Origin of the sequence: Natrialba sp. INN-245, assembly GCF_009807105.1 — an archaeon.
Lineage (GTDB): Archaea > Halobacteriota > Halobacteria > Halobacteriales > Natrialbaceae > Natrarchaeobius > Natrarchaeobius swarupiae.
Window position 1 is genome coordinate 266,372 of sequence record NZ_WUBV01000017.1, and the last position, 24,878, is coordinate 291,249.

Here is a 24,878-nt window from a genome sequence, read left to right on the forward strand (position 1 = left end):
GTCGCGCCGGCGATAACAAGCGTTCGCTCTCCGTCGACTCCCACGAAGAACGGGGCGATCGATACGTCGCGCCGATCAGTACGCGAAGACGCGCCAGAACCACTCACCGAAGCCGGGCGAGCCGAGTTCGTCGGGGCGATCCACGGAGACGTCGGTCTCGTACTCGTAGGCGAGATGGGTGTCGTACTCGTCACCTGGCTCACCCCGGTCGGTCACGTTCATCCGGAGTTCGCCCCGGGAAAACGTCTTCCGGTCGCCGTCGACGGTCATCCGCGCCCACGCCTCGTGGACCTCCGGATCGTCGTACGACTCCTCGAGGCTCCGGTCCTGAATCGCGACGTGGACCTCGTTCGGATCGGTGACCTCGAGCGTGATCTCGTCGTCGTCTTCGGCTACGACGGTCCAGTTTTGGGCCTCCGGCGAGGGTTCGCCGAGCCTCGGGAGACGGTCTTCCTCGGTCATCATCGCGTATCCCGGCAACGGGGCCGGTCGACCGCTGTGCATCAACGCGTTCGTGTGGTACGTGTCGAACCCGTCGAGCGACGTCGATATGTGACGGTTCTCCCTGTCGATCCGGAACTCGTATATCACCTCCTCGTCCGGCGCGGACGCGTTGAGCCAGCGGAACGCGTGGTTCGAGCGGTCCGTGTTGTCGTGAGCGGTCGCGTACAACTCGTCGGGGTCGTCGGGAAGCGGCTCCGGATCGGTATCTACGGGCCGGATCTCGTTTGCCCGAATCGCCCCGGCGGCGACCACGAGCGACGTGACGAGCAAGACGACGATCGCGAGACGAGCCACCGGAACGGACCGGGAAGCGGTGTTCCGTGACGACGGGCGGGACGGCAGGCTCGAGTCAGCGAATCGGTCGAGTACCAGGCCGAGCGCTCCCGCGAGCCACACCGCGCCACCGGCGACGAGGATCGAGAGGCCGAGGGCGATCGGAACGATCTCGGCGTCGACCGGGCCGACCGTGAGTGGGGCGTCCTCGAACCAGCGCACTACGCGATCGATGACGACGAACGCGCCAGCCGTGAAGCCGACGAACGCAAGCGTCCAGGCCGTCGCCGTCGCGAGCGACCGCGGGCCCGACCACGGTGCGGCGATTGCCGTTCGGAACGCGTCGGTGACGCGCACACCGCGTCCGATCTCGGCAACCGCGATCCCTGGAAGGGTCCACGCGACGAGCATTCCGACCCCGATGCCGGCGAACGGGCCGAACGTGACGACGGTGAACGTGAACAGATCACCGTGGCCGGCCCAGTACAGTACGAACCTGATCGGCGTATCGACCACCAGAAAGAGGACGGTCCCGAGGACGACCGCGACCCAGTGACCGACGGTCGCGAGCGCGGCCAGCGCCGCCAGTCGTCCCGCGATTTCGCCGTCCCACCCGCGTCCGGCGACGTCGTCTTCGGCCCTGGCTTTCTTCCCCGTGATCGCATCCCGTGCCGTCGAGGAGACGGCCGCGAGGCCGAAGACGGCGAAGACCGGCGGCCAGAGGACGACCGCGCCAGCGAGCCAGACGTCGCCGAAATAGAGGTCGAGAAAGTCGACGAGCGCGATTCGGACGCCCCCCTCGAGGGCCGCGACGAGCGCCGTGACGGCGACGAGTCGACGGTTCGATGTTGTCCGCGAGAGAACAGCCCTGAACGAAGACACGATCAATACTCGAGAGTGACTCGATATAAATTATTCGACAGTGTGTGAGAATAATCGCCGGAACGGGATCGCTGGCGGCGGACCGATACCCGACCCCGATGTACCAGTCGGCGGGACGGGTATGGTTGGCAGGCCGGTCATCGATTCGGCGAGACCGTTTCGAGGAACCGATCGAACGCTCCGCTCTCGGCGTGGATGTGAACGTAGGTGCCCAGAGAGTCGTACTCGGTCAGTCCGTCGTGGTCGCCGTCGATGCCGCTCCCGCGGACGGTTTCGAAGGCAAAGCGGGCGTCCGCGTCGACGTCGGCGCTCGAGTAGTGAAACTCGTGTCCCCGGATTCGCTCTCCGGCTGTGGCCGTGAGTGTGCCGTTCACCGCCTCGAGTTCGACGTGATCGAGCGCCTGGTACCCGTCGTGCATGGTCACGTCCGCCGGCAGGATCCCGGCCATCTCGTACCGATCGCCCGCCGCCGTCGTCAGCGACTCGCTCATCGCCATCAGACCGCCACACTCCCCCAGCACGGGTAGTCCGTCGCTCGCGAGGTCCGCGAGTTCCGAGAGCGTTCCGGACGACTCGAGTTCCGCGGCGTGGAGTTCCGGGTAGCCGCCGGGCAGGTAGACGGCGTCGCAGTCGGGAACCTCCTCGCCCGCGACGGGCGAGAACGTCACTACCTCGCCGCGCTCACGGAACCGTTCGATCGTCGCCGGATACCGAAAGGCGAAGGCGGCGTCGCTGGCGACGGCGATCCGCGGCTCGGTCGATGGTAGATTGGCGGCCGGGTGATTGCCCTTGGCGGCCGGTTCGGGTGGCTCGCGGGCGACAGCCGCCAGCCGCTCAGCCTCGAGCGTTTCGGCCGCTTCGCGGAGCGCCTCCCGCGGCAGCGCCGCCTCCTCCCCCATCTCGAGTCCGAGGTGTCGGTCCGGAATCTCGAGGTCGGCGTTCGGCGGAATTCGGCCGAAGTACGCGAGGTCATCGGGAAGCGCCTCGCGGATTCCCGCCTCGTGGCGGCCGCCGTGGGCGCGCTGGGCGACGATCCCCGCAACGTCGACCTCTCGGCCGATCGCGTCGGCGTACTCGCGAAAGCCCAACGCCGTCGCCGCGACGCTTTCCATCCCTGCTTTGGCGTCGACGACGAGGACGACCGGCAGGTCGAGTGCCTCAGCAACCATCGCGGTGCTCGAGCCGTCACCGTCGTACAGTCCCATGACACCCTCGACGACGCAGACGTCGCCTTCGCCGCGATGGTAGTTTCGGCGCAGACCGTCTTCGCCACAGAGCCACAGGTCGAGCGTTCTCGAGGGGCGTTCCGCGATCGCCTCGTGGTGGCTCGGATCGATGAAGTCCGGCCCCGCTTTCGTCGGCTGGACCGTGTAGCCGGCATCGGACAGCGCCTGGGTGATCGCCAGCGTCGCGACGGTTTTTCCGACGCCCGAACTCACGCCCCCGAGGACGAACCCCTTCATCGTCGCCGCCTCGAGACGCGACCCGCCGCCCCGTTCGGGCCGATCAACTCGCCGTTCTCGCCGCCCCGTCCGCCGGTCGATTCGTCGTTCATCAGTCTAGTTGCGTTCGTACAACCGGACTTGAATCCGTCGGTGGTCGGCGTGGCTCTGTCCATGTCAGGCGTTCGCATATCCACCGACGAACTTAACCGCACCAATCCGTTACAAGCCTTTCCGATTACCATGTCCCCGAACGACGAGACGCTGACCGAACACCACCTCCGTGAGGCGCTTCGCCACCTCGAGTGTGCGCGAAACGGCGACCTCAGAAAGACCAACGACGTCGCCATCGCACAGGTGACGGATACTGTCGCGGCAGTTCTCAGCGAGTACGAGCACGACGAGTAGCAGTACGACTGTTCGACGTCTGTTTTGCAGACCGACACTCGAGACGGAGACAGCGATGGCAGTCGAAGTACGTCTGAACGACCGGATCGAGTCACACGGTTTCTGGCCAGTCGTTTCGGACGCAACCGCGAGCCGTCCTGCGGTCGCGCAGGTATATCGGTACGTCGTTCCGTATCAGTCGGTCCGGTGGACTGGTCGACGAACCGCGAGCACCACCAGATCCGAAAACGGCGTGTCCTCCGTTCCGCTCCCGCCGGCGTGCTCCGCGAGTCCCTCGAGCGTGAACCGGTGGATCTCCTCGTCCGCGAGGGTGAGCTTCTCCAGGACCAGCGCCTCGAGATCCGGATCGGCACCGTTCTCGAGCAGAAAAGCGGCGAGATCGCCGGGCATCCGATCGAACGGGCGCGGAAGGACGAGCAGGTGGCGTTCGCCGACGGCGGTCGCGAGCCGATCCATATCCGCCTCGAGGTCCCCGCTCTTGTGGAGCGTGACGAACTCGGTGTCCTCCATCGGCGTCCGTACACGGCTGGCGGCGACCTGGAGCGAGGAGATGCCGGGGACGACGCGGACCGACCTCGGCTCGTCGCCCCGCCGATCGGCGACGCACTCGACGGCGTTTTCGACCTTCCCGACGAACTGATAGCCCGAGTGATTCGGGTCGCCCATCGCGACGGCGACGCCGGTCTCGCCGTCGGCAACACGCTCGCCGAACGCCGACAGCGCCTCGGCTTCGTCTTTGTACCCACAGGTCAGCAGGTCCGCGTCGGTTCGTTCCTCGACGAACTCGACGACGGTCGAGAAGCCGACGAGGACGTCGGCCTCGCGGATCGCCCGCTCGCCCCGGGGGGTCAGGTACTCGAGGTTTCCCGGGCCGATGCCGACGGCGTGAACGGGATCGTCTCCCTCCTCGAGGTCGACCTCCGGCGACTCGGCTGCGAACGTCGCCGGATCCGGGCCCAACTCGAGGTCGTAGTCGTCGGTCATCGCCTCACCTCCGAGTCGTCGCGACTCGTCCCGCCTTCGACGTGAGGGGGCCACGGGCCAGTTGAGGCTACGTCCATCGATCCAACCCCGTCTGGGTGGCGCTCTCTTCGATCCGCTCGAAGCCGCGTTCGACCTCGTCGGCGTCGACGCTCCACTCGTCGACGACGTACGCCCTCGCCGCCTCGAGGTCCGGGTCGAGGTCCGGATCGAACGCGTAGTCGTCGGTCACGTTCGGGTCCCTGAACAGCGCGCGGACCCGGTCGCCGTACTCGACGTGGTCGCCGCGGGCCTCGAGAACGCTCCAGAGGTCACCGTGTTCGGTGATCGCCGAAATCGCGGTCTTCGGGCCGATGCCGGAGACGCCGTCGTTGAAGTCCGTCCCGATGAGGATCGCCGCGTCGATCAACTGTTCTAAGGTGAGGTCGTGGTGGGCGAGCGTCGCCTCGAGGTCCATGAGTTCCGGATCGCCCTTGCTCGTCAGCTGTCGGAGCGTCAGCGGCGCGCCGAACAGCAGGGCGTCGTAGTCTTCGGAGCCGACGTAGTCGGCGTCGCCGCGCCGGACCATATGCGCCGCCTGCGCCTCTCCCTCCGCGGGGGCCTCGACGACCGGCACGTCGAGCAGTCGGAGGAGTTCCCGGCTGGTCTCCTGGATCTCCGGCGTCAGCCGCTGGGTTCGTGACTCGAGTTGGGCGATCGCGAGTTCGTCACCCTCCTCGCGGGCGACCTCGAGTTGCTCCTCGTACGTTCGGCGCTGTTCGCGGCGGGACTCGATCTCGTCTGCTTTGAGTTCCGAGGGGCCGCCATCGAACACCATCACCGGCACGATATCGTTCTCGAAGAACTTGGGGAGTCCCTGGACGATACCGATCAGATTCGCCACTTCGGTTCCGTCCGCCGTCGTGTACTTCCCGCTCGAGGTCCACTTGACCGTCGTCGTCAGATACCGGTAGAGCCAGTTGTGCGCGTCGACGGCGACGACCCCCTCGACGTCGTCGAAGGGAATCTCCTCGATAACGGCGATGTCGCGTAGTGCGGCGTTTCCCATTGAGAGGGTATTGATGGGACTGGGATTTGAATCGTTGGCTTCCGGATTGACCTCCGATCGGGGGACCGGAACCGCCGTTCGCGGGGAACGAAAACGCCTTTGATAGCGGGATATGTAACGAAAACAATGTATTCGATGACTCGAGCCCTCCGCCTCGACTGCCGCGGAATACTCGCTACCGCCGGCACGGCCCTGGCAGCGGGCTGTCTCGGTTCTGGACGGGCGACCTCGTCGTAGCGCTGGCCTCGTATACGTCTCACTCGGAGACCTCACGATCGCCGATCGAGTCGGGCGGATCGCTTCCGCATCGGGACGCGAGAAACTCCTCCTCTGCGGCCGAGAGCTCCCGTTCACGAAACTTCTCGAGCCCCTGCTGGTAGCGTTCGCGACGCGTTTCGGCTGTGGCTCGAGCGTCGGAGATCGGCGACGGGTACTCGAGCAGCAGTTCGGCGATCCCGGTCGTCTCGCCGGTGTACGCGAAGCCGGTCCGATAGAGCGCCTCGTAGGCGAACGGGTTGTTGACGGCGATCCGGAGCCGGTCGTAGCCCCGCTCGCGCGCTCGGTCACGAACCAGCGAGAGCAATTCGGGTCCGATCCCCTGCCCACGGCGCTCCCGGTCGACGGTGACGTACCGGATCCACAGCGTTCCCTCGTCGGTCCGATCCTCGTTGAACGCCGCCGCCGCGACGATTTCGTCGTCGGCGCGGGCGACCGCCTTCCCCGTGTTCGTCATGACGAACTTGCCGGCGTAGCTAAAGCGCTCGTGGTCGAGTCGGAGTTTTGGGCCGTCGGGCGGCCAGCCGAGTAGGTCGTACTCCACGGTCGCCTCTCGAGTGCCGCCAGCAAAGTAGCCACCGGAGCGAGTGCGATGCTCGAAGACTCGACGACGGTTCCGCCGTCGATGCGTATGCCGGTCGAACGCTTTTGACGCTGTTCGTGGTACGAGTGGTCACTATGAGCACCGAATCCGACACGGCGACCGCGTTCGGGATCAGTAGCCAGCGGGGATGGCCGATCGGCGGAGCACTCGGCGGGGCGATCGGTGCCGCGGCCTTCGGTCTTCTGATGTGGCTGTTCAACCCCGAGGTTCTCACGGCGGCGATCCCCTCGATCTACGGGTTCGAACCCGTTGGCGTCGTCGGCTGGGGGATCCACGTTCTCCACGGAATCGTTCTGGGGATCGTCTTCGGCTTCCTCGTCACGCGCGATTTGATCCTCGGTGCGGTGACGATGAACCCCGAGACCGACGCGCTCTCACAAACCAGCATCAGACTGCGGATCGTCGCCGCCGGCTTCGTCTTCGGACTCGCGATCTGGGCGATCCTCCCGCTGATCGTCCTGCCAGTCTGGCTCGAGACGATCGGAACCGCTGCGGGGGGTGAGTTCCCCGCGATCGCCGTCGAGAGCCTACTCGGTCACCTGCTGTTCGGAACGGTCCTCGGGATCGTCTTCGCGATCTCGATCGACCTGAGCGATCGATCGCCGGACGGCCCGTTCTCCGAGTGAGACGACACGCGAGGGCCAGCAGTTTCGAATCTGACGCTGGTGCAGAAGTCCTCACAGACCCTCTGCTCCCGTATTTCGGCTATACGTCGAATGTAGTTTCGACCCCATCAGCAGTGAGTGTGTCGCGAAATCAACATCTGTTTGTCAACCCCGGAATTCGCCGAGTTAGGCCTTGATTCCTATCTTGGAACAGCGAAAGAATCCCACCGTTTACGGTGGGCGTGAATCGCGTCACTCAACTCCATAATCCACCGCTCGATGGCAGACTGGATATTCCACGCTCATCCATACCATTAAGTTGGATTATCTACATAGGCTATACATGGCGATCGAGGTCACTCGTACCTACGTTGGCTCTCTCCAGAACCAGCGACAGGTCTGTGATGGCCTCGATTCGCTCGGAGAATCCGCCTCGAAGATTTGGAACGTCGCACGCTGGACAGCCGACCGCATCTGGAACGCAACAGGCGAAATCCCAGACGAAAGAACGCTCAAAGCGTACATGAAGAACCAGTCGTGCTGGAAAGATTTGAACGCACAATCCAGTCAGAAAGTCATCGAAGAACTGTCTGACGCTTTTCAGTCGTGGTTCGACCTGCGACACAAGGATGACGAGGCGAATCCACCCGGCTACCGCAAAAACGGCGACACACGACCTAAGAGTACGGTTACGTTCAAAGCAGACGGGTTCAAACACGACCCCGAGAACAACCGCGTCCGACTCTCGAAAGGCTCCAACCTCAAAGAAAACTGGTCGGACTTCATCCTCTGTGAGTACCAGACCCGGCCCGACATTGACCTTTCAGAGGTCAATAGGGTGCAGAACGTTCGGGCGGTCTGGAACGGTAACGAGTGGGAACTGCACTTCGTCTGCAAAGTCGAACTCGAAACCAACGACTCCGCAGGCGACGGCGTTGCTGGAATCGACCTCGGCATCACGAACATCGCCACGGTCGCCTTCCCCGACGAATACGTGCTGTACCCCGGGCACTTGCTCAAAGAAGACAGGCACTACTTCAGCCGAGCAGAGTACGAGACTGAGGGTGAGAACGGCCCGTCAGAGAAGTCGATGTGGGCACGTCAGAAGCTCGCAGACCGCGAGACGCACTTCTACCACGTCCTCACGGACACGATCATCACCGAGTGTGTGGAACGTGGTGTCGGCACGCTTGCCGTGAGTTGGCCTGAGGACGTACATGAGTCAGACTGGGGCAAGACCGGCAACAAGAAGTTGCACTCGTGGGCGTTCGATCGCATCTACCAGTACCTCGAATACAAAGGGAAGGTTCGTGGTGTCGAGGTACTGAAAGAGAACGAGTGGGAGACCTCGAAGATGTGTTCGGCGTGTGGTGACGACACGAAGTCGAACCGTGTCGAACGTGGCCTGTACGTTTGTTCGTCGTGCGAGTTGGTCGGGAATGCGGATTGTAACGGGGCGGAGAACATGCGCCAGAAGATAACTCCGAGTCCTCACGGCGAGGATAGGAGTAACGGCTGTGTGGCTCAGCCATCGATACACCTGTTCGACCGCGAGAGCGGGACGTTCAACACGAGAGAACAGGTCGTATCGTAGACCGGCAAATATCCCAACTGCAGTACGGGAAGCTCCGGCGTTCACGCCGGAGAGGATGTCACTCTGCACTACCGTCTCCCCGATTAGAAGAAGAGGATGGGGGAGGGGGAAGCAGTTTCAAGGTACAATGTATGTACAGGTGGTCGATGTGGGAACGACACGGATCACCTTCCGGCTTCCGGAAGAACTCCTGGAAAACGCGGACATCGCAGCCGAAATAACGCATACGAACAGGACCGAGATCGTCAAAGAAGCGCTCCAAGAATCGACGCCGAACGACACAGATTCAACGGTCGTTTCGCCGGTCATCCCGCCTCAGTATTGTATTTTGCCTCGTCAGCGTTCCTGGTTTCCTCGACTGGAAACATCATATAGGATATTATAAATATCGGTGTCGTGAGATCAGGGCTTACATCGATAATACGTACCATCCGATCTACCGTTGTTTTCAGTCGGTCACGAACTCTCGTCGCTACGGGGGAGGCCCCAGTGCTCGTTTCGAACGATAACTCGAACGTAGAGGCATAGTACGAATCGTTGATCTTAATTTCTCGACCGGCGACGAGCTCGAGGGCATGACGCCTCATGCGGATCGTGAGCGATTGCTGGGGTTCATCGGGAGACACAGGATGGACCGTCACTGGGAGATATACGTCGCGATAGGCGACGAATCCTAAAACTCCGTCTCGGGATCGTACCGAGCCCGGATGATCCTCGGCAGTCGCGTTCGCGTCACTTCCCACAGTAGTCCGACGGGAGTGTCTTCCAGAAAGTCGACACCCTGGTACCGGTAGTCGCTCTCCGGCGAGGCCCGCTGCTGAAAGTGGTCGAACGGGATGTCTGATTCCTCCGGATGCGGTTGTCGATGCCAGCCGCAATCGTAGCCCAACGACTCGACGTAGTGGAATTTGAACTGGTCGTCGATCCCGGGCGGATGCGTCCACCAGTTGATCTCGAGTCTGGCTTCGTCCGCGCCGACGAGCCCATCGACCAGGATCTGCGTATCGAAGCGAGCGACGAGTTTCCGGTCTTTCTGGTCGCGTGTCGGTCTGACGATTACCGTCTCGGTCGCGGGATGGTGGTTCAGATTAACGCGTAACTGCTCGAAGATCCGACCACGACGACCGGAGAGCCAGATCGGGTCGGATCCGCCATCTGCCAGCAAAGCGCCGAGAGACATTTATACAGCAGAATCTACCGGCGGTTGGTAGTGCTCGCTGAATTTCTCGTATCGCTCGAGCGCTTCCTCTGCTATCGAGACCATGTGCGAGTGTGAGTCCCACTCAGAAGCCTTTTTGAAGTACTCCCGTGCCTCCGTCGAGGAGGTGTCTTCGGCCGTCGCGAGTTTCCGCAGTTCGTCTGGGCTCTCGATACCGTAGGTATCCCTGAGTTCCTCGATGTCCTCCTTTGCGGTGACCGCTATCGTCTCGATCTCGTCGCGAGTATGTTCCTCAATCAGTTGTGACACTTCTTTGAACCGCTGGTACGCGGCATCGGGATAGTACGTCTTCGCACCTCTCTGTTCGACTGCACTTAGGACATGCAGATCGACCAACCGCTCGAGGTGACTCCGTGCCGTCGTCGGTGATACCTCGGCTTGCTCCGCAATCCAGTCCGCCGTCCGCGGTTGTTCGAGTGTCAACGCGACCGAAATCACGCGGTCGACTCCCGGCATCTCGTCCGTCCATTCGTCGGTGTGTTCCGCCTCGTCCCCGATCTCGATCGCTTCGGGTGGTGCCAGAGATTCGTCGTCAGCCATATTCTAATCTATTATTTGCCCTCGAGAACAATAACCTTGTTTGTCAACTAATTATATGGCCATATGCGCTTTTGAATGCCAACCACTCGCGGTACTGTGTCGGCGAACCCTGTTTATGCGACTGTCACACCCATCTATTCGATTTCGATAAAGCGTAGCGAGGCAGTACGCCCGCTGACGAGTATACGATTTCTGCTGCTCACGAAGTTGCTCGCCGCAGCAATGCGCGGACCGGGATTTGAACCACGCCTGAGAACCTGCTCACTTCGTTCGCAGAACCTCAGTCTGATTCAAATCCCTCTGCGATATTTCACGCTCACGAAGTTGCTCGCGTGGAAATATGCGCGGACCGGGATTTGAACCCGGGCCATGAGCTTGGAAGGCTCAGGTCCTACCACTAGACCATCCGCGCTCGGTATCCGATTTCGGCTCCACGTTTAAGGCTCTTCCTTTTCGACTCGAGTGTGAGTGGACTCGAGTCGAGCGGTTTTCGGTCGGTCGGACCGTCAGGTCGCGGAACTACTCGCTCGAGCCGGCGACCGTCGCGTAACAGTTCCCACTCGAGAGCTCCCACTCGCGGATCTCGAGGTTGCTCTCGAGGAGATCGCGTTCGAACTCTTCGGGTGCGTAGATGTGATAGAAGCGGTCGACCGTGGTGCCGCCGGGGAGCGTCCACTCGACGGTCGTATCGAAGCCGTCGGTCTCGTCGAAGCGGTCGTGGGCTGTCGACCACGCGCTGACGAGGGTCCGGCCGCCGGGTGCGAGCACGCGAGCGAGTTCGTCGAGACTTGCCACGCGCGTCTCTCGAGTCGGGAGGTGGTGGAGCGTCGCGACGTAGACGCCGACAGCGACGGAGTCGGCGGCCAGCGGGAGCGACGCCGCGTCGGCCTGACAGAGGGCGACGTCGAACCCCCGGTCGGTCGCGCGGTCCCGGCCGGTCTCGAGCAGCCCGCGGCTGACGTCGACGCCGAGGACGGACTCGAGACCGGCGTCGGCGAGCAACTCCGCGTGTCGGCAGTTACCACAGCCGAGGTCGAGACCGACGCCATCGGTCGAGTGGTCGGCGTGCTCGCCGACGAACGCCTCGACCTCGGGCCAGGCGTACTCGCGCGTAGACGCGAAGTGGGTCGCGATCCGGTCGTAGGTGTCGCGAACGTCGGCCCGTCGTGTTCGCTCGCCGTCCTCGTCGGCCATCGTCGGTGATCCGCGGTCGACTCGCAAAAAGCGTTCGACTGCGGGCGGCCCACCGCGTCCACACCGGAAACGACGTCATACGGATTGCTGTAACGTTTTACCGCCAAAACCGCAGACGGGTCGCGGTTTCGGTGGTAACGATTTACAGCAAACCGTATCAGAGTTCGACGCGTTCACACCACGAGCACGAACAGCGCGAGCGCGAGTGAGATCATGATCGCCGCGTGTTTCGCTCCCGCCTTCACGTCACCGGTGCTCAACTGACCCGCGATCAGCCCGGAGAGTAACCCTTGGACCAGTGCCGCGTGATAAAACAACATCCCGTAGGCATCGGCTGCACCCTCCGAGAAGCCACTGAACGAACCTGCAGCACCACCGTTGCCCACGTCGGCCCCTTCCGTCGGGAGGTTCGGTAACAGGTACGCGCCGAGTACCGCGATGATAAACAGGAAGACGAGAAACGAGACGTAGACGACGACCATGTACTCGACCATCGCCTGGGCGCGTTCGCGCTCGAGGCGGCGATCCGCCGCGGCCTGTCTGGCGGCGATTCGAAGCACTGTGGCGAGATTCCCGCTTGCGTTCATCGATTCGGTCAGCAGGGTGACGACGCGGGAGACCGAACGCGTCCGGACGCGCCCCTCGAACCGGTGGAGTGCGGTCTCGAGGTCAGCCCCCCACTGGACGTCCGTCCAGACGTGCTCGAGTTCCGCGCTGAGCGGGCCGAGTTCCGACTCGCGGACGTGGCCGATAGCCGAGACGATCGACATCCCGGCCTCGTTGACGCTGGCGAGGCGATCGAGCAGGTCGGGAACCGCCGCCTCGATCGCCCGGATCCGTCGGCGGTGGAGTTCGTAGGCGATCGCGAACGGGACGAGGACGACCAGCAACCCGAGTGCGACCGTGTCGTCGATCGCCGCCGGGTCGAACCCGCCATCGCCCGCGGTAGACCGAAGCTGCCAGCCGATCGCGCCGGCGGCGACGGGAACGGTGATCGCGAGCGTTCGAATCGGGCGCTCTATCAACGAACCAATCGGATCGCCGAACCGTTCGCGGAGCGATCGAAGCCGGCGATAGTGGCCGAGCCGGTCGAGGTTCGTTCGCACGGTCTCGGATCCATCGGAACCGCCGTGAGCAGCGCCGGGCGAAGAACCAACGACGCCGCCGTCGGCTTTCGCCCGGTGTCCGGGGCCGGCGAGTTCGGCCTCCGTACGTGAGCAACTGTCCGGCGCGTCGGTGCCGGGAACGATCGCGTCGGTGACCATACTCAAGTAGACGATAAACGCGAGGTTGCCAAGCGGCAGGATCAGGTAGATCAGTGCCTGCAGCGGGTCCAGGGTGTCGCCGACGGCGATGCCGATGACGACGAGTATCGTGATGAGAAACAGCGGCCCAGCGACGAGTACCGTGACGTACGCCTCAGCCAGCGTGCTGAGCGTCTCGAGCGTGCTCTCTTGTTGGGCTTCGGCTTCGTCCTGAAAGTCGTGGTACTGACGTTCGAGGAACTCGGAGAGGTTGTGACCACTCTGCATCACGCTGACGAGGTTCTCGGTGAACTCGCTGAACTGAGTGCTCGGCGACCGCCGTCCCATCGTCTGCAAGGCGGTGACGACGTCGGTGCCGAACGTGTCCATGTGGCGGACGGCGACGTCGAACTCGGCGGCGGCTTCGCCGTACGTCTCCTGGTGGCGGGCGACGATTCGAACGACCGTGGGAAACGACATGCCGCTTCTCGAGAGCGCGTAGATAAACGAGACCGTGGTCGGGAGCGCCGTCTCGATTCGCTGGGCGCGGGCGTCGGCGACGTAGCTGGGGTACCACCAGCGAAGCCAGTACGTTCCGGTGCCAGCGAGCGTGCCGACCGTGAGGCAGGCGAGGACGACCAGGCCGAACAGCTCGACCGGCGACAGCGCTGGCAGACCGCCGAGGCTCGCGAGGAACTCGAGGGCACCGGGCAACGCCTCGCGCATCGTCTCGGGGTCGATCGCGAGGACGAGCAAGAGGAGCCAGATGGCGTAGATGCCGACGATCGAGCCGACGACGGCGAGCACCGCGGCGTACAGCATCGTTTTCGAGCCGTACTCTCTGTAGGTCGTCGGAAACTGCGCCGCCCGGAGCGCCGACTGCCTCGACGGATGCTCGCGTTTGAACTCGTCGATATATCGGCCGAACAGGCGAACCGAAGTTCGGGTAAGCAGGCGGTCGACACGCGCGTGAAACTGGGAGAGAACGATCGGGACCAGACAACACAGCGCAATCGCGAGCGGAACGACGGTCACGTACTCCATGGCGGTCAACGACGCTCGCTCCCGACCGGTGAGTGACTCTCTCCGTCACGCTCGAGTCGCTCGTCACGCTCGCGTTCAGACTGGCCCTGGTGCTCGCGTTTGGGCTGGTCCGGCTGTTCATGTTTAGTCGTTCCCTCGCGCTCCTCGAGTGGCGCGTCGTGATCCGCGCCATCGAATGCCCCCTCGGCACTCTCGTCCGCCCGGCTGTTTTGGGTAGGGGGCCCGTCGCGGTCGTCCGCGTCGTCGGCCGCCGCGGGATCGTCGACGCCGAGTCGCTCGAGAACGCTCTCCCGGTCGGCGTAGTACTCGTTGACGAGGGCGGTAAACCGACGGTAATCGGAGATGCCGTTTTCCTGCAGATACTCGAGAAAGCGCTCGCGGTTTCGTAACTCAGACAATAGTTCGGTTCGGCTCCAGCCTCGTTCGTCGCGAATCTCCGCTAAGAGCTGGCTCCCCTTCGACTGGAAGGTATCCGTGTCGCCGTCCCAGGTGTACGCAGGTGAGTAGTCGAGTTCGCCTGTCCGCTGGTCGATGCCCTCGATCTCCGCGAGCACCTTGTTTCGGCGGACCCGTCCGTCCTCAAGGCGGGTGAGCGTCTGGATCGAGAGTACGTCGAGGCTTTGGACCATCGGCCGCGGGACGTTGATGGGCTCGTTCTCGAGTCGGTTGATCACCGTCTGGACGGAGTCGGCGTGCATCGTCGAGTAGGTGGTGTGCCCGGTGTTCATCGCCTGGAAGAGCGTGATCGCCTCCTCGCCGCGAACCTCACCGACGACGATGTACTCCGGACGGTGACGGAGTGCGGACCGCAACAGGTCGTACATCGTCACCTGTTTCCCCTCGTGGGTGCTCTCGCGCGTGACCGAGGAGAGCCAGTTGTCGTGATAGAGCTGGAGCTCGCGGGTGTCCTCGATCGTCAACACTTTCGATCGCGGCGGGATGAACATCGAGATGGCGTTCATGCTCGTCGTCTTGCCCGAAGCGGTCCCGCCGGCGAAGATCAGGCTCCGGTTGTGCTCGATGACGAGCCAGAGGTACGCCATCTGCTCGACGCTGAACGTGCCGTACTCGATCAGATCGATCGGAGTAAACGGCTCGTCGGCGTACTTGCGGACGGTAAACGCCGACCCTCGTGGGGTAACCTCTTCGCCGAGTGCGAGTTCGGCCCGCGAGCCGTCTGGCAAGGTCGTCTCGACCATCGGATCCCCGATCGAGATGTGGCGACCGGAGTGTTGGGCGAGTCGGACGACGAACTGGTCGAGTGCTGCCTTCTCGAAGGAGACGTTCGTCTCGATGTCGGTGTACTCGTCGTGGTAGACGAAAATCGGGAGTCCGTAGCCGTCACACGAGATATCTTCGACGTGGTGATCGTGCATGATCGGATCGAGACGGCCATAGCCACGAAAGTCGCGATAGAGGTAGTAAAACAACCGATAGAGCGATCGCGTATCGATCTCCGCACCGTAGCGCTCGAGGTACTCACAGATCGTGTCGGCCAGTAACGTCTCGACGTCCTCGTGATCGTCCTCTCGGTAGAGAAGTGGGTCTCGAACGTCCTCGAACAGCGTCTCGAGTATCGCCCGCTCGTCGGCCCGAAGCGTCGGCTCGATCACGTCGTACCGGTGGTGGTTCGCTTCCGGATCGTACCCGATCGAGACGAACGAAAACGGCGCGTTGACCCAGTAGCGTTCGACCTCGTCTAGACCGTCGATACCGTCGAACTCGAGGAGCGGCCCGTGGGTCGATGGCTCGTATTCGACGAACTCGACTTGCGATCCGCGAAGCGTCTCGACGAGTCGCCGAACCGTTCGGCGAACGGCTCCAACTGTCGACGCTGATTTCGCAGTTCGTTCGGACATCGATCTCTCGAGGACCAACTCGGTTCTATCCAGTCTCGGGTCGGCCGGCCCTTAAATCGGTTGGCCGTGTGGAAACTCGCAAACGACGAACGGGTTCGGGAGATCGGTTAGATTGTCGACGTATCGTGCGTTACGTTCATACGGTGGGAGCGCTAACCGACTGGTACGGAATGAGGCGCGAGCATTTCACGTTAACTGTCAGCAATATCGACTGGGTCGAAACCGGCGACGAACCGAGCAAACCCTCGGTAACTATTGACTTTACCGGCCCGGCGACGATGCTCCGTGAGCGCCTTACTGGCCCCGACGGCGATGCGCTCGAGGCGGCCGAAACCGACGTTGCCCTCCGACTACAGGAGCCGTTGGAGGCGGACGCGTCTGGCGTGGTAAGTGTGACGAACCGGATCACGGGGGAGTTCATCCTCGAACTCAACGAGGAGGCCGAGGACGTCTTGCAATTTATTCGGGCCGCACGCGGATACGGCGAAGACGCCTCCGACGACGAGGGACGGTACGATGTGGAGATTAGCCTCGAGGGCGACCACTTCGTTACCTACGACAAACGGACGTTCCTGGTGTACGACGACGAAGGGAACCTCCTCCGACAGCACAGCTTGATTCCGTCGGGCGTCGAGTTGTAACGTCTCACCGCCGCGTCAAACTGTCACTCCCGGCCGCCGGGAACGGACCGGCAATTATAAGTGTTTTAGGCACCCCTAAATCGAATGTGCGCCGGCAGACGCCGGGGGCTCGACAATGGCGAACGGACAACTACTCACGACGACGGACGACCCTGCTCGAGAATCAGATTCGACGTCCGGCGATGTCGTTCTCGAACTCGATAACGTCGCGAAACAGTTCGGAACCGAAGACGTCATCTCAGGTCTCTCCCTGTCGGTTCGTGACGGAGAAATTCTGACGCTGCTTGGTCCGTCCGGCTGTGGAAAGACGACGACACTCCGGTTGATCGCCGGTCTCGAGCGACCCAGCGCGGGTCACATCCGGTTGGACGATAGCGCCGTCGCGGGCGAGGGACGGTTCGTTCCGCCCGAGGAACGCGGTGTCGGCGTCGTCTTCCAGGAGTTCGCGCTCTTCCCCCATCTCACCGCACGCGAGAACGTCGCCTTCGGCCTGCAGAAGTGGACTGACGAGCAACGCGACGCACGCGTCGAGGAACTGCTCGAGTTGGTCGGTCTCGAGAGCCACGGGGAACATTATCCCGAAGAGCTCTCGGGTGGGCAACAACAGCGGATCGCGCTCGCCAGATCGCTCGCACCCGAACCCGAGATGCTGTTGCTCGACGAACCGTTTTCCAACCTCGACGTCGATCTCCGCGTCGAGATGCGCGAGGAGGTTCGCCGAATCATCAAGGAGGCAGGCGTCACCGCAATTTCGGTCACGCACGACCAGGAGGAGGCGCTGTCTATCTCCGACCGCGTCGCCGTCATGTACGACGGCACACTCGAGCAGGTCGATACGCCCGAACGCGTCTTCCAAGACCCCAAATCGCGGTTCGTCGCCGGGTTTCTCGGACACGCAAGTTTCCTCTCGGGTTCAGTCCACGGCGACCACGTCGATACCGCCCTCGGTCGCGTGCTCCGTGATGACGTCAACGGCCTCGCTCACCAGTACGACGGAACGGATATCGATCTGCTCGTTCGACCGGACGACGTTACCGCCTATCCGTCGAACGCAGCGGAAGCCAACGGCCGCGTGGTCTACCGCAGATACCTCGGTCCGACAGTTCTCTACCGCGTCGAACTCGACTCCGGCGAGACGATCGAGTGTATGCACAACCACTCCGATCGGATCGACCTCGACGAGCGCGTCGCGGTTCGCGTCACGGCCGACCACGAACTTGCCTGGTTCCCGGTCGGCCAGCGCGACGGCGAGACACAGGTTGCCGCCGACTGATCGGGGCCGATTGCCGACGAGAACGCCAGCCGGTTCCCCGGATTGCCGAAACTGATTGCTGGGTACACCCGAGTCGATTGCCCGCCGGTAGTGAGAGACGGGTGCACACAATCCTTAAGCCGAAACCGTTCGTACGCACGTCCATGCACAAGGACGAACTTCTCGAGTTACACGAAGAACTCGTCGTCATCATGGAGTACTTCGCTGACCGCGAGGAAGTCGACGAGGAACTGTTCGAACCGTACCGCCAGCTGGACGTCGACCCTTCCCACGTCCACAAATCGAAGAGCGAACACAAACACGCCGTCTTCGTCCTCGGAAACGCGCTCGCGTCGGCGATGAGCAAAGACGAGTTCTCGAGTGCGGGTCGAATCGGCAAGCGGATGAAAGAACTCGCCGAAGATGCGGAGTCGAAAATCTAGGCGAAACGTATTTGTCCTGCTTCCCGCTTGTTAAACTATGCACTCGCGCACGAAAAAGCGCGTCGAGCAATGGGACTCTCGCTCGTTTAGTGGGGGTTACGACGGCCTTTCTGATCTCGCTGACGACGGGTTTTCGGGGGCGGTCTCCGGAGCCGGGACCTGGCTGTTCATGCTCAACGGTCGAATCGTCGGCGTTTTCGACGGCGACATCGACAACTTCGAGAACGCCTCCGGAACGATCTATCAGGCACCCCATCCCTCGCTCCCGTTGCTTTGCTCTATGGACGAACGCGGCGGCGAAACACGTGCGAACTACTACACGAACGAAACACCCCTCGAGGACGTCGACGCCACGCTTCAGGACGGATCGTTTACCGGGTACATCGAACTGAGCGAGAACGTCTTGAGCGGGGACTACTACGCCGTCTACTACGGCGGTCGCCGGATGGCTGCCGCGTACATCGGAAACGCCGAACGACTCATCACCGGCGACGAAGCGTTCGAACGGGCGAACGACGAGATCGGCATCTACGAAGTCATCAACGTCGACCTCGAGGTCACCGACGTTCCCGAAACGAACCACGACGGGTCGGCATCGTCGGCATCGTCGGCATCGTCGGCATCGGAAACCTCGTCTCCGATCGACGATAGTTCCTCGCTCGAGTCGCTGTCGGTCGGATCGATCGATATCTCCGACAGCGACCCGTCCGACAGGGAGAGCAGTTCGTCCGATTCGGACACCGGATCCGGAATCGAGGGCATCACCGCAGACGACGGCTCGTTAGCGATCGAAACCGACTCCGAGGAAGAGTCAGCCGGGATCACCGACGATTCGCCAACGGAGTCGGTAACACTCGAGGACGACACGATCAGCGGTTCCGTGGCGGCTGAGGGGAGCCAGGGTACCGACTCTGTACGGCCGGAGGGAGATTCGAGTCCGGATCCGTCGCCAGACCTGGATGTCGACCACTCGGAGAAAGCGGATCCAGAGCCGGGGCCAACCGAACCCACAGATCCGACGGCTACCGGAGAACGCGCCCGCTCGAGTGTGGCTCCGGAGACAGCTGATGTGAGTAGTTCCGAAGACGAATCAACACTCGACCCCGACGAAGTCGAGGCTGCCGCGGAGGAGTTGGATCGAAACGACATCTCCTGGACCGAAGATGACGTCGACGACGGATCGGTGACGATCCGCGACGAGGAATCGGACTCCTCAGCCACACGGGACGACGCTCGGCCGGAGGGCCAGGAGGAGCCAACCGACGAGCCTCTGGAAGAACGGTTCGAGGAAGAACAACAGTGGCAGTCGACGCGACGGATTCCGTCGATCGATCCGGAGAACACGGCAGCCGAAGGAGCGGCCGAAAGATCACCATCGCCGTCGAACGGCGCTCGAACCGGTGAGGATCGACGGGCGCGAAACTCGTCGACCGGGCGGACGAAACCACGCTCGACGCGCTCTTCGAACGCCGCCTCGAGTTCGGGCGAACCGAGTAGTTCGCGAGCGAACGACACCACGGAGTCGTCCTCCGATGGCTCACGGACGACGTCCTCCTCGAGTAAGTCACGAGCGAACTCGAGTGAGTCACGGACGAAAGCATTACAGCCATCGAACGCACGGTCCTCGAACACCCCAGAACAGGCGAAATCGAGTCAAGCAGTCACACAACTCAAACGGCGTCTCGAGGCGGCGGAGAACCGCCGCGAGGAACTCGAATCGAAGGCGACGACGCTCGAATCCGAACGCGACGAACTTCGCTCGAAGAACTCGGAACTCTCGGAAACTGTCGAGCGCCTTCGGTCGCGAATCGGTGAACTCGAAGCGGCGCTCGAAGCGGCCAGAGAGCAAGACAACGCCACCGACGCTTCGAGCGCGTCGACACAGTTGCCGCCGGGCGAGGCGCTCTCGCGGACGAACCTGTTCGTTCGGTACGACTCGAAGAGCAATCCGACCCTCGAGTCGGCTCACGGGAACGGTGCAAACCGGGACGACGTGAGCACGAACCTGCGGATCGAACACCACACGGAGTTCGACGCCGCCGATACCGCCGTCGACGGTCGCCCCTACGACGAGTTTCTCACGTCGACGATGGAGTACCGGTTCGTCGACTGGCTCACCCACGTCCTCCTCTACGAGATTCGCGATACGGGTCACGCAGACGGACTGACGGATCTCTACGACGCTCTTCCGCGAATCGATCGGGCCGAACTCGATGCGACGATCTCCCTCGAGGACGACGATACGGAGAACGTTCCCGACGAACTCACGTTCGACGTCGTCGCGTTCGATAAGATGGGGAACCCGTTGATCCTCGTGAGCCTGAACGACTCTCGGGAGCCAGCGACCCGAGAGATGCTGGTCCAGATGGAAGAAGCCGCATCAGCGGTCAAGGCCAACTATCCGGATCTCGCCGCGGCGATGGCCGTCACCTCGAGTTACTTCGACCCAGGTGCACTCGAGGTGACCGAGCAGGCGACCAGTAGCGGATTTCTCAGCCGTGGCTCGAAACAGAGCTACGTGAACCTCTCGCGAAAACAGGGGTATCACCTGTGTTTGGTGGAATCTCGTTCCGAAGGATTCCACATGAACGTTCCCGAACTCTGAGAGAAGATTAACTTTCGATCTCGGCGACGTCTTCGATCTTCATTCCGTCGAGTTTGTCGACGATATCGTCGAGTTTCTCGTCGAGTTCGTCGACGAACTCGGCGGTGCGCTCGGTCTTGATCGCCCCCTGGCTCGAGGGCTCGATCAGGTTTTCCTCCTCGAGGACGCGAAGCGAGTACCGGACTTTGTGATGTGGGTATCCCGTTTCGTTCGACATCTTGACGATCCCGATCGGTTCGTTTTCGATGACCATCTTCAGGACCTGCAGATGTCGTTCCAACATATCGACTTCCTTCTCAAGTCGGTCTATCATGGCATTTGTTAACTTGTCTTTGGACCTTTTAAAAGTTACTCTCACAGAGTGACGGGTCCAGTCCTAACGTGTCACTCTCTCGTGACAGTAGTTAACACTTCCGTTCCCGGAGGTTGGGTCACGGGGGGCCAGTGGTAGGTGGGACGGTCGGTCCGACCGCGTGACGATCGACCGGCGTTTGGCCGCGAAGACCGTAATCTGTTTATCGGCCCGGCAAGAACCGGTCGCTGTTATGACCGTCACAATCGTCGGGTCGCAACTCGGCGACGAAGGCAAGGGCGGCGTCGTCGACCTTTATGGCGACGCTGCTGATGTCGTCGCCCGCTATCAGGGCGGAGACAACGCCGGACACACCGTCGTCCACGACGGTGAGAAGTACAAGCTATCGCTCGTGCCCTCGGGTGCCGTTCGGGGAAAAGTTGGCGTTCTCGGCAACGGCTGTGTTGTCAACCCACGAACGCTGTTCGACGAGATCTCGACGCTCGAGGAGAAGGGACTCTCCCCCGACGTCCGCGTCGCGGAACGGGCCCACGTCATCCTGCCGTTCCACCGCGTGCTGGACGGCATCGAGGAGGACGTCAAGAGCGAGGACGATCAAGAGGTCGGCACCACCGGTCGCGGTATCGGCCCGACCTACGAGGACAAGGCCGGCCGCCGCGGCGTCCGCGTCGGCGACCTGCTCGATCCCGACGTCCTCCGCGAGCGCCTCGAGTACGTCGTGCCCCAGAAGCGCGCGCTCGTCGAGGACGTCTACGGCGTCGATGTCGCGGATCTCGAGGATCCCGACGCGTTCGACGTCGACGCCCTCTTCGAGGAGTTCAGCGAAATCGGCGAGCGCCTCGCCGCCGAGGACATGACCGTCAACGCCAGCGCGTTCCTCACGGATGCGATGGCCGACGGCCAGACGATCATGTTCGAGGGTGCTCAGGGGACGATCATCGACATCGATCACGGAAACTACCCCTACGTCACGTCCTCGAACCCGACCGCGGGCGGCGCGGCGGTCGGCACGGGGCTCAGCCCCAACGTCATCGCCGACGGCGAGATTATCGGCATCGTCAAGGCCTACCTGACGCGCGTCGGCAGCGGCCCGCTCCCGACCGAACTCGGCGGCGTCGAAGGCGACACGCCGGGCTACGACGAGCAGGGCGACGGCGAGAACGAAGAACTCGCAACCTACATCCGCGAGGAGGGCGGCGAGTACGGCACCGTCACTGGTCGTCCCCGCCGCGTCGGCTGGCTCGACATGCCGATGCTTCGCCACTCCGCACGCGTCAACGGCTTCACTGGCCTTGCGGTCAACCACATCGACGTACTCGCCGGTCTAGACGAGGTCAAGGTCGGCCACAGCTACGAACTCGACGGTGAGGAACTCGAGGCGATGCCCCCAACGACCGAGGAGTGGGGCCGCTGCGAGGCGACCTTCCGCACGTTCGACGGCTGGGAGGACGTCGACTGGAGCGCGGTCGCCGCGGAAGGCTACGACGCGATCCCCGAAAACGCCCGCACCTACCTCGAGTACATCAGCGACGAACTCGAGGCGCCGATTTACGCGGTCGGCGTCGGTCCCGGACGCGAGGAGACGGTCGTCGTCGAGAATCCAAACGAGTAACCGCGCCGCGCCGACGTTTTCATCGGTTGAGGAGAGTCACCGCTTCGTGTCTCTTGGCGATCATTCATGCGTCCGTCCGGTGACGGGTACCGCATGCGCCACGTCGAGATTTCGCTGCGGGCCGAGACGCGTGAACCGATTCCGGCGGCGCTCGACGCGAAATCGATCGACTACACGGTCGTTCCTGCCACCGACGAGAGTGACTACGCCGCCGTCGTCTCGTTTACGCTGCCGGCAAACGCCGTCGAGACCGTTCTAGACGACCTACAGGAGGCGGGACTCGGCGAAGATGATCACACAGTCATCGTCACCGCGGAGACGGTGATCTCGAGACGGTTCGGTGCGCTCAAATCGGAGTATACGGGCGAGGTACTGAGTGATGAACGCCTCGCCCGTCACGAGTTGTATGCCGACTCGGACAGCCTCATCCCGACGCTGCCGGTGTACGTGACGATGACGGTTCTCAGCGCGATCGTCGCGACGGCCGGGCTCTTGCTCGATTCGCCTGCCGTCGTCGTCGGCTCGATGGTGATCGCGCCGCTGATCGGGCCGGCGCTCGCGGCCAGCGTGGGGACCGTCCTCAACGAAAACGATCTGTTCTGGAAGGGGATCACGTACCAGGCGATCGGCGTCGTTCTCGCGATCGTCGGCGCGACGGCGTTCGCCTGGCTCGCCAGAACGATGGCGCTCGTCCCGCCGGGGATCGACGTCGTGACGATCGACGAAGTCAGCGAGCGGCTCCTCCCCGACCTCCTCTCGCTGTTTATCGCCTTCGGCGCGGGTATCGCCGGCGTGTTGAGTCTCGCGACCGGCATCTCGAGTGCGCTCGTCGGCGTGATGATCGCCGCGGCACTGATTCCGCCCGCTGCGGCGGCGGGCATCGCGATCGCGTGGGGAATTCCCGACGCCGCGACCGGGTCGCTCATCCTGGTCTTCGTCAACCTCCTGGCGATCAACGTCACCGGGCTGTTCACGCTGTGGATCATGGGGTATCGGCCGGACGTCTGGACGGAGACGAGGACCGCACGCCGGAAGGTTCGGCGAAACGTCGTCGCGTTCACGATCGCCATTCTCCTCCTCTCGACGTTTCTGATCGGCGTCACGTGGGCATCGTACGAACGCGCCACCCTCGAGAGCGAGATCGAAGCCGAAACGGAGAGCGTCCTCGAGGAGCCGGCGTACCAGGACGTCTTTCTCGTCGAGGTCGAACTGTTCCTCGAGGAGGGGGTGCCGTTCGAACCGGCGACGATCCTCGAGGAGGGGACCGGCCTCGAGCGGCCCGATACAGTCGTCATTACCGTCGAACAGCCGACCGAAGCGTCGAACCCGGAACTCGCCGAGACGTTGAGCGATCGCATCGACGAGCGAACGGGATACGAGATGACGGTACACGTCCGGTTCATCGAGTACGACGCGAGGTGACGGTCGCGATCGAAAGAACGAGCAGCGGTCATCGATGTTCCCGAAACCTTTTGCTGGATGCGGCCAGCCTACGTACTATGAAGGAGTCGTTACTGGAGATTCTTCGCTGTCCGCTCGACAAACACGAACTGGAACTCGAAAACGCAGAGTACGCTGACGACGGCGAGGAAGTCGTCTCGGGGACGCTCGTCTGCACCGAGTGCGGCGAGGAGTATCCGATCGAGGACGGTATTCCGAACCTGCTGCCGCCGGACATGCGCGAGGAGACACCGGCCTGATCGGCCAGATCGACCGTGCGCGACACCGAGATCACCGTCCACGTCAACCGCGGGAGCGCGAACACGCTCGAGGCGGATCTCGAGTCACTCCAGACGCATCGGCGGATCTCGGTCGTCCTGCGTGGTCACGAACGACCTGCCCACGTCCACTGTCGACTCGGTGGCGATCTCGATCGAGCCGCATCGATCGACGCGCCGAACTACTACATCGAACCGGAGGACGTTACCGTCGTCCCGGTCGCCGTCGACTCGGATCATCTCGACGACCCGGTCAGCGGCGGACTCGAGATTCTGACCGGTTACGGGTCCGAATCGCTCGAGATCGATCTGACGATCGTTCCCAGTCCAGCCGACGTGGAAATCGATAACTCACTCGCAACTCCCGACCGCTCTCCGCCGGAGCCGACGACTATCGAACGAATCGCGGAGGCGTTCGGGCACGGAGCGTCGACCGCTGGCGTGCTCGTACTCGGCGTTCTCGCGCTCGCGATCGCGGCAATGACGGCAGCCACGATCGGCGGTCTCGTCGCACTGGTCGGCCTCGGGATCGTCGCAGGAGGCGTGGTCGTCGCGCTCTGGTTACTTGTACACTAAC

22 protein-coding genes and 1 tRNA gene are annotated in these 24,878 nt (G+C 62.8%); 11 read left to right on the forward strand and 12 right to left on the reverse strand.

Annotation, left to right across the window (positions count from 1 at the left end; genetic code table 11):
* Positions 1-75: 75 nt before the first annotated feature.
* Together GRS80_RS06140 and GRS80_RS06145 are read right to left on the reverse strand one after the other, a co-directional pair.
* The gene (locus tag GRS80_RS06140; protein WP_160046789.1) at positions 76-1,659 is read right to left on the reverse strand and encodes a hypothetical protein; all 1,584 of its coding nucleotides are present in this window, start codon (positions 1,657-1,659) and stop codon (positions 76-78) included.
* A 137-nt stretch (positions 1,660-1,796) separates the two neighbouring features.
* On the reverse strand, positions 1,797-3,122 hold the full coding sequence (locus GRS80_RS06145; protein WP_160046790.1) for a cobyrinic acid a,c-diamide synthase: 1,326 nt from the start codon (positions 3,120-3,122) through the stop codon (positions 1,797-1,799).
* Between the two features lie 222 nt (positions 3,123-3,344).
* On the opposite strand from GRS80_RS06145, the gene GRS80_RS20330 reads away from it, so the two are divergent.
* A complete protein-coding gene (locus GRS80_RS20330) occupies positions 3,345-3,509 on the forward strand; it encodes a hypothetical protein (protein WP_200840336.1) in 165 nt (54 codons plus the stop codon).
* A 174-nt stretch (positions 3,510-3,683) separates the two neighbouring features.
* On the opposite strand, the gene GRS80_RS06150 is transcribed toward GRS80_RS20330, so the two are convergent.
* The 3 genes from GRS80_RS06150 to GRS80_RS06160 form a co-directional block, all read right to left on the reverse strand.
* Positions 3,684-4,493 carry a cobalt-precorrin-7 (C(5))-methyltransferase gene (locus GRS80_RS06150; RefSeq protein WP_160046791.1) on the reverse strand — a complete coding sequence of 270 codons (810 nt, stop codon included), beginning with the start codon at positions 4,491-4,493 and terminating at the stop codon, positions 3,684-3,686.
* A gap of 67 nt (positions 4,494-4,560) precedes the next feature.
* Positions 4,561-5,538 carry a flap endonuclease-1 gene (fen, locus tag GRS80_RS06155; RefSeq protein WP_160046792.1) on the reverse strand — a complete coding sequence of 326 codons (978 nt, stop codon included), beginning with the start codon at positions 5,536-5,538 and terminating at the stop codon, positions 4,561-4,563.
* A 256-nt stretch (positions 5,539-5,794) separates the two neighbouring features.
* Complete coding sequence (locus tag GRS80_RS06160; protein ID WP_343161470.1) at positions 5,795-6,358, reverse strand: GNAT family N-acetyltransferase; 564 nt, start codon at positions 6,356-6,358, stop codon at positions 5,795-5,797.
* A 134-nt stretch (positions 6,359-6,492) separates the two neighbouring features.
* Between GRS80_RS06160 and GRS80_RS06165 the strand changes: the two genes are divergently transcribed.
* Complete coding sequence (locus GRS80_RS06165) at positions 6,493-7,044, forward strand: hypothetical protein (protein WP_160046793.1); 552 nt, start codon at positions 6,493-6,495, stop codon at positions 7,042-7,044.
* A gap of 322 nt (positions 7,045-7,366) precedes the next feature.
* Positions 7,367-8,617 (forward strand): RNA-guided endonuclease TnpB family protein, encoded by a 1,251-nt coding sequence (locus GRS80_RS06170; protein WP_160046794.1) that lies wholly within the window; start codon positions 7,367-7,369, stop codon positions 8,615-8,617.
* 673 nt (positions 8,618-9,290) lie between these two features.
* Here the strand turns inward: GRS80_RS06170 and GRS80_RS06180 are convergent.
* From GRS80_RS06180 to GRS80_RS06205, 6 genes are all read right to left on the reverse strand, one after another.
* Positions 9,291-9,797, reverse strand: a complete 507-nt coding sequence (locus GRS80_RS06180; protein ID WP_160046795.1) for a hypothetical protein — start codon at positions 9,795-9,797, stop codon at positions 9,291-9,293.
* Positions 9,798-10,376 (reverse strand): winged helix-turn-helix domain-containing protein, encoded by a 579-nt coding sequence (locus tag GRS80_RS06185; protein WP_160046796.1) that lies wholly within the window; start codon positions 10,374-10,376, stop codon positions 9,798-9,800. It lies immediately after the preceding gene.
* Positions 10,377-10,717: 341 nt separating this feature from the next.
* A tRNA-Gly gene (locus GRS80_RS06190) sits at positions 10,718-10,788 on the reverse strand.
* A gap of 107 nt (positions 10,789-10,895) precedes the next feature.
* Positions 10,896-11,570, reverse strand: coding sequence for a class I SAM-dependent methyltransferase (locus GRS80_RS06195; protein ID WP_160046797.1), 675 nt, complete (start codon positions 11,568-11,570; stop codon positions 10,896-10,898).
* Positions 11,571-11,743: 173 nt separating this feature from the next.
* On the reverse strand, positions 11,744-13,858 hold the full coding sequence (locus GRS80_RS06200) for a type II secretion system F family protein (RefSeq protein ID WP_160046798.1): 2,115 nt from the start codon (positions 13,856-13,858) through the stop codon (positions 11,744-11,746).
* Between the two features lie 5 nt (positions 13,859-13,863).
* On the reverse strand, positions 13,864-15,717 hold the full coding sequence (locus GRS80_RS06205) for a type II/IV secretion system ATPase subunit (RefSeq protein WP_235019657.1): 1,854 nt from the start codon (positions 15,715-15,717) through the stop codon (positions 13,864-13,866).
* 170 nt (positions 15,718-15,887) lie between these two features.
* Here GRS80_RS06205 and GRS80_RS06210 point away from each other — a divergent pair, with 170 nt between their 5' ends.
* From GRS80_RS06210 to GRS80_RS06225, 4 genes are all read left to right on the forward strand, one after another.
* Positions 15,888-16,358 (forward strand): DUF5793 family protein, encoded by a 471-nt coding sequence (locus GRS80_RS06210; protein WP_149079864.1) that lies wholly within the window; start codon positions 15,888-15,890, stop codon positions 16,356-16,358.
* A gap of 115 nt (positions 16,359-16,473) precedes the next feature.
* Complete coding sequence (locus GRS80_RS06215; RefSeq protein ID WP_149079863.1) at positions 16,474-17,631, forward strand: ABC transporter ATP-binding protein; 1,158 nt, start codon at positions 16,474-16,476, stop codon at positions 17,629-17,631.
* Positions 17,632-17,774: 143 nt separating this feature from the next.
* Positions 17,775-18,053, forward strand: coding sequence for a UPF0058 family protein (locus GRS80_RS06220; protein ID WP_149079862.1), 279 nt, complete (start codon positions 17,775-17,777; stop codon positions 18,051-18,053).
* Between the two features lie 37 nt (positions 18,054-18,090).
* Positions 18,091-20,658 (forward strand): transcriptional regulator, encoded by a 2,568-nt coding sequence (locus GRS80_RS06225; RefSeq protein WP_160046799.1) that lies wholly within the window; start codon positions 18,091-18,093, stop codon positions 20,656-20,658.
* Between the two features lie 7 nt (positions 20,659-20,665).
* Here GRS80_RS06225 and GRS80_RS06230 read toward each other — a convergent pair whose 3' ends face one another.
* Entirely contained in the window at positions 20,666-20,971 is a 306-nt protein-coding gene (locus GRS80_RS06230) for a hypothetical protein (RefSeq protein WP_149079860.1), read from the reverse strand.
* A gap of 232 nt (positions 20,972-21,203) precedes the next feature.
* Between GRS80_RS06230 and GRS80_RS06235 the strand changes: the two genes are divergently transcribed.
* From GRS80_RS06235 to GRS80_RS06250, 4 genes are all read left to right on the forward strand, one after another.
* The gene (locus GRS80_RS06235) at positions 21,204-22,583 is read left to right on the forward strand and encodes an adenylosuccinate synthase (RefSeq protein ID WP_160046800.1); all 1,380 of its coding nucleotides are present in this window, start codon (positions 21,204-21,206) and stop codon (positions 22,581-22,583) included.
* A gap of 93 nt (positions 22,584-22,676) precedes the next feature.
* A complete protein-coding gene (locus GRS80_RS06240; RefSeq protein ID WP_160046801.1) occupies positions 22,677-24,005 on the forward strand; it encodes a TIGR00341 family protein in 1,329 nt (442 codons plus the stop codon).
* A gap of 77 nt (positions 24,006-24,082) precedes the next feature.
* Complete coding sequence (locus tag GRS80_RS06245) at positions 24,083-24,283, forward strand: methytransferase partner Trm112 (RefSeq protein WP_160046802.1); 201 nt, start codon at positions 24,083-24,085, stop codon at positions 24,281-24,283.
* Between the two features lie 15 nt (positions 24,284-24,298).
* Positions 24,299-24,877: a hypothetical protein gene (locus GRS80_RS06250; RefSeq protein WP_343161471.1), complete on the forward strand. Its 579-nt coding sequence runs from the start codon at positions 24,299-24,301 to the stop codon at positions 24,875-24,877.
* Position 24,878: the final 1 nt, after the last annotated feature.

Coding starts and splice junctions, on each gene's coding strand:
- GRS80_RS06210 (WP_149079864.1), top strand. CDS start 15,888: ATGAGGCGCGAGCATTTCACGTTAACTGTCAGCAATATCGACTGGGTC.
- GRS80_RS06220 (WP_149079862.1), top strand. CDS start 17,775: ATGCACAAGGACGAACTTCTCGAGTTACACGAAGAACTCGTCGTCATC.
- GRS80_RS06230 (WP_149079860.1), bottom strand. CDS start 20,971: ATGATAGACCGACTTGAGAAGGAAGTCGATATGTTGGAACGACATCTG.
- GRS80_RS06165 (WP_160046793.1), top strand. CDS start 6,493: ATGAGCACCGAATCCGACACGGCGACCGCGTTCGGGATCAGTAGCCAG.
- GRS80_RS06205 (WP_235019657.1), bottom strand. CDS start 15,717: ATGTCCGAACGAACTGCGAAATCAGCGTCGACAGTTGGAGCCGTTCGC.
- GRS80_RS06245 (WP_160046802.1), top strand. CDS start 24,083: ATGAAGGAGTCGTTACTGGAGATTCTTCGCTGTCCGCTCGACAAACAC.
- fen (WP_160046792.1), bottom strand. CDS start 5,538: ATGGGAAACGCCGCACTACGCGACATCGCCGTTATCGAGGAGATTCCC.
- GRS80_RS06180 (WP_160046795.1), bottom strand. CDS start 9,797: ATGTCTCTCGGCGCTTTGCTGGCAGATGGCGGATCCGACCCGATCTGG.
- GRS80_RS06215 (WP_149079863.1), top strand. CDS start 16,474: ATGGCGAACGGACAACTACTCACGACGACGGACGACCCTGCTCGAGAA.
- GRS80_RS06240 (WP_160046801.1), top strand. CDS start 22,677: ATGCGCCACGTCGAGATTTCGCTGCGGGCCGAGACGCGTGAACCGATT.
- GRS80_RS06195 (WP_160046797.1), bottom strand. CDS start 11,570: ATGGCCGACGAGGACGGCGAGCGAACACGACGGGCCGACGTTCGCGAC.
- GRS80_RS06170 (WP_160046794.1), top strand. CDS start 7,367: ATGGCGATCGAGGTCACTCGTACCTACGTTGGCTCTCTCCAGAACCAG.
- GRS80_RS06200 (WP_160046798.1), bottom strand. CDS start 13,858: ATGGAGTACGTGACCGTCGTTCCGCTCGCGATTGCGCTGTGTTGTCTG.
- GRS80_RS06235 (WP_160046800.1), top strand. CDS start 21,204: ATGACCGTCACAATCGTCGGGTCGCAACTCGGCGACGAAGGCAAGGGC.
- GRS80_RS06145 (WP_160046790.1), bottom strand. CDS start 3,122: ATGAAGGGGTTCGTCCTCGGGGGCGTGAGTTCGGGCGTCGGAAAAACC.
- GRS80_RS06185 (WP_160046796.1), bottom strand. CDS start 10,376: ATGGCTGACGACGAATCTCTGGCACCACCCGAAGCGATCGAGATCGGG.
- GRS80_RS20330 (WP_200840336.1), top strand. CDS start 3,345: ATGTCCCCGAACGACGAGACGCTGACCGAACACCACCTCCGTGAGGCG.
- GRS80_RS06225 (WP_160046799.1), top strand. CDS start 18,091: ATGCACTCGCGCACGAAAAAGCGCGTCGAGCAATGGGACTCTCGCTCG.
- GRS80_RS06150 (WP_160046791.1), bottom strand. CDS start 4,493: ATGACCGACGACTACGACCTCGAGTTGGGCCCGGATCCGGCGACGTTC.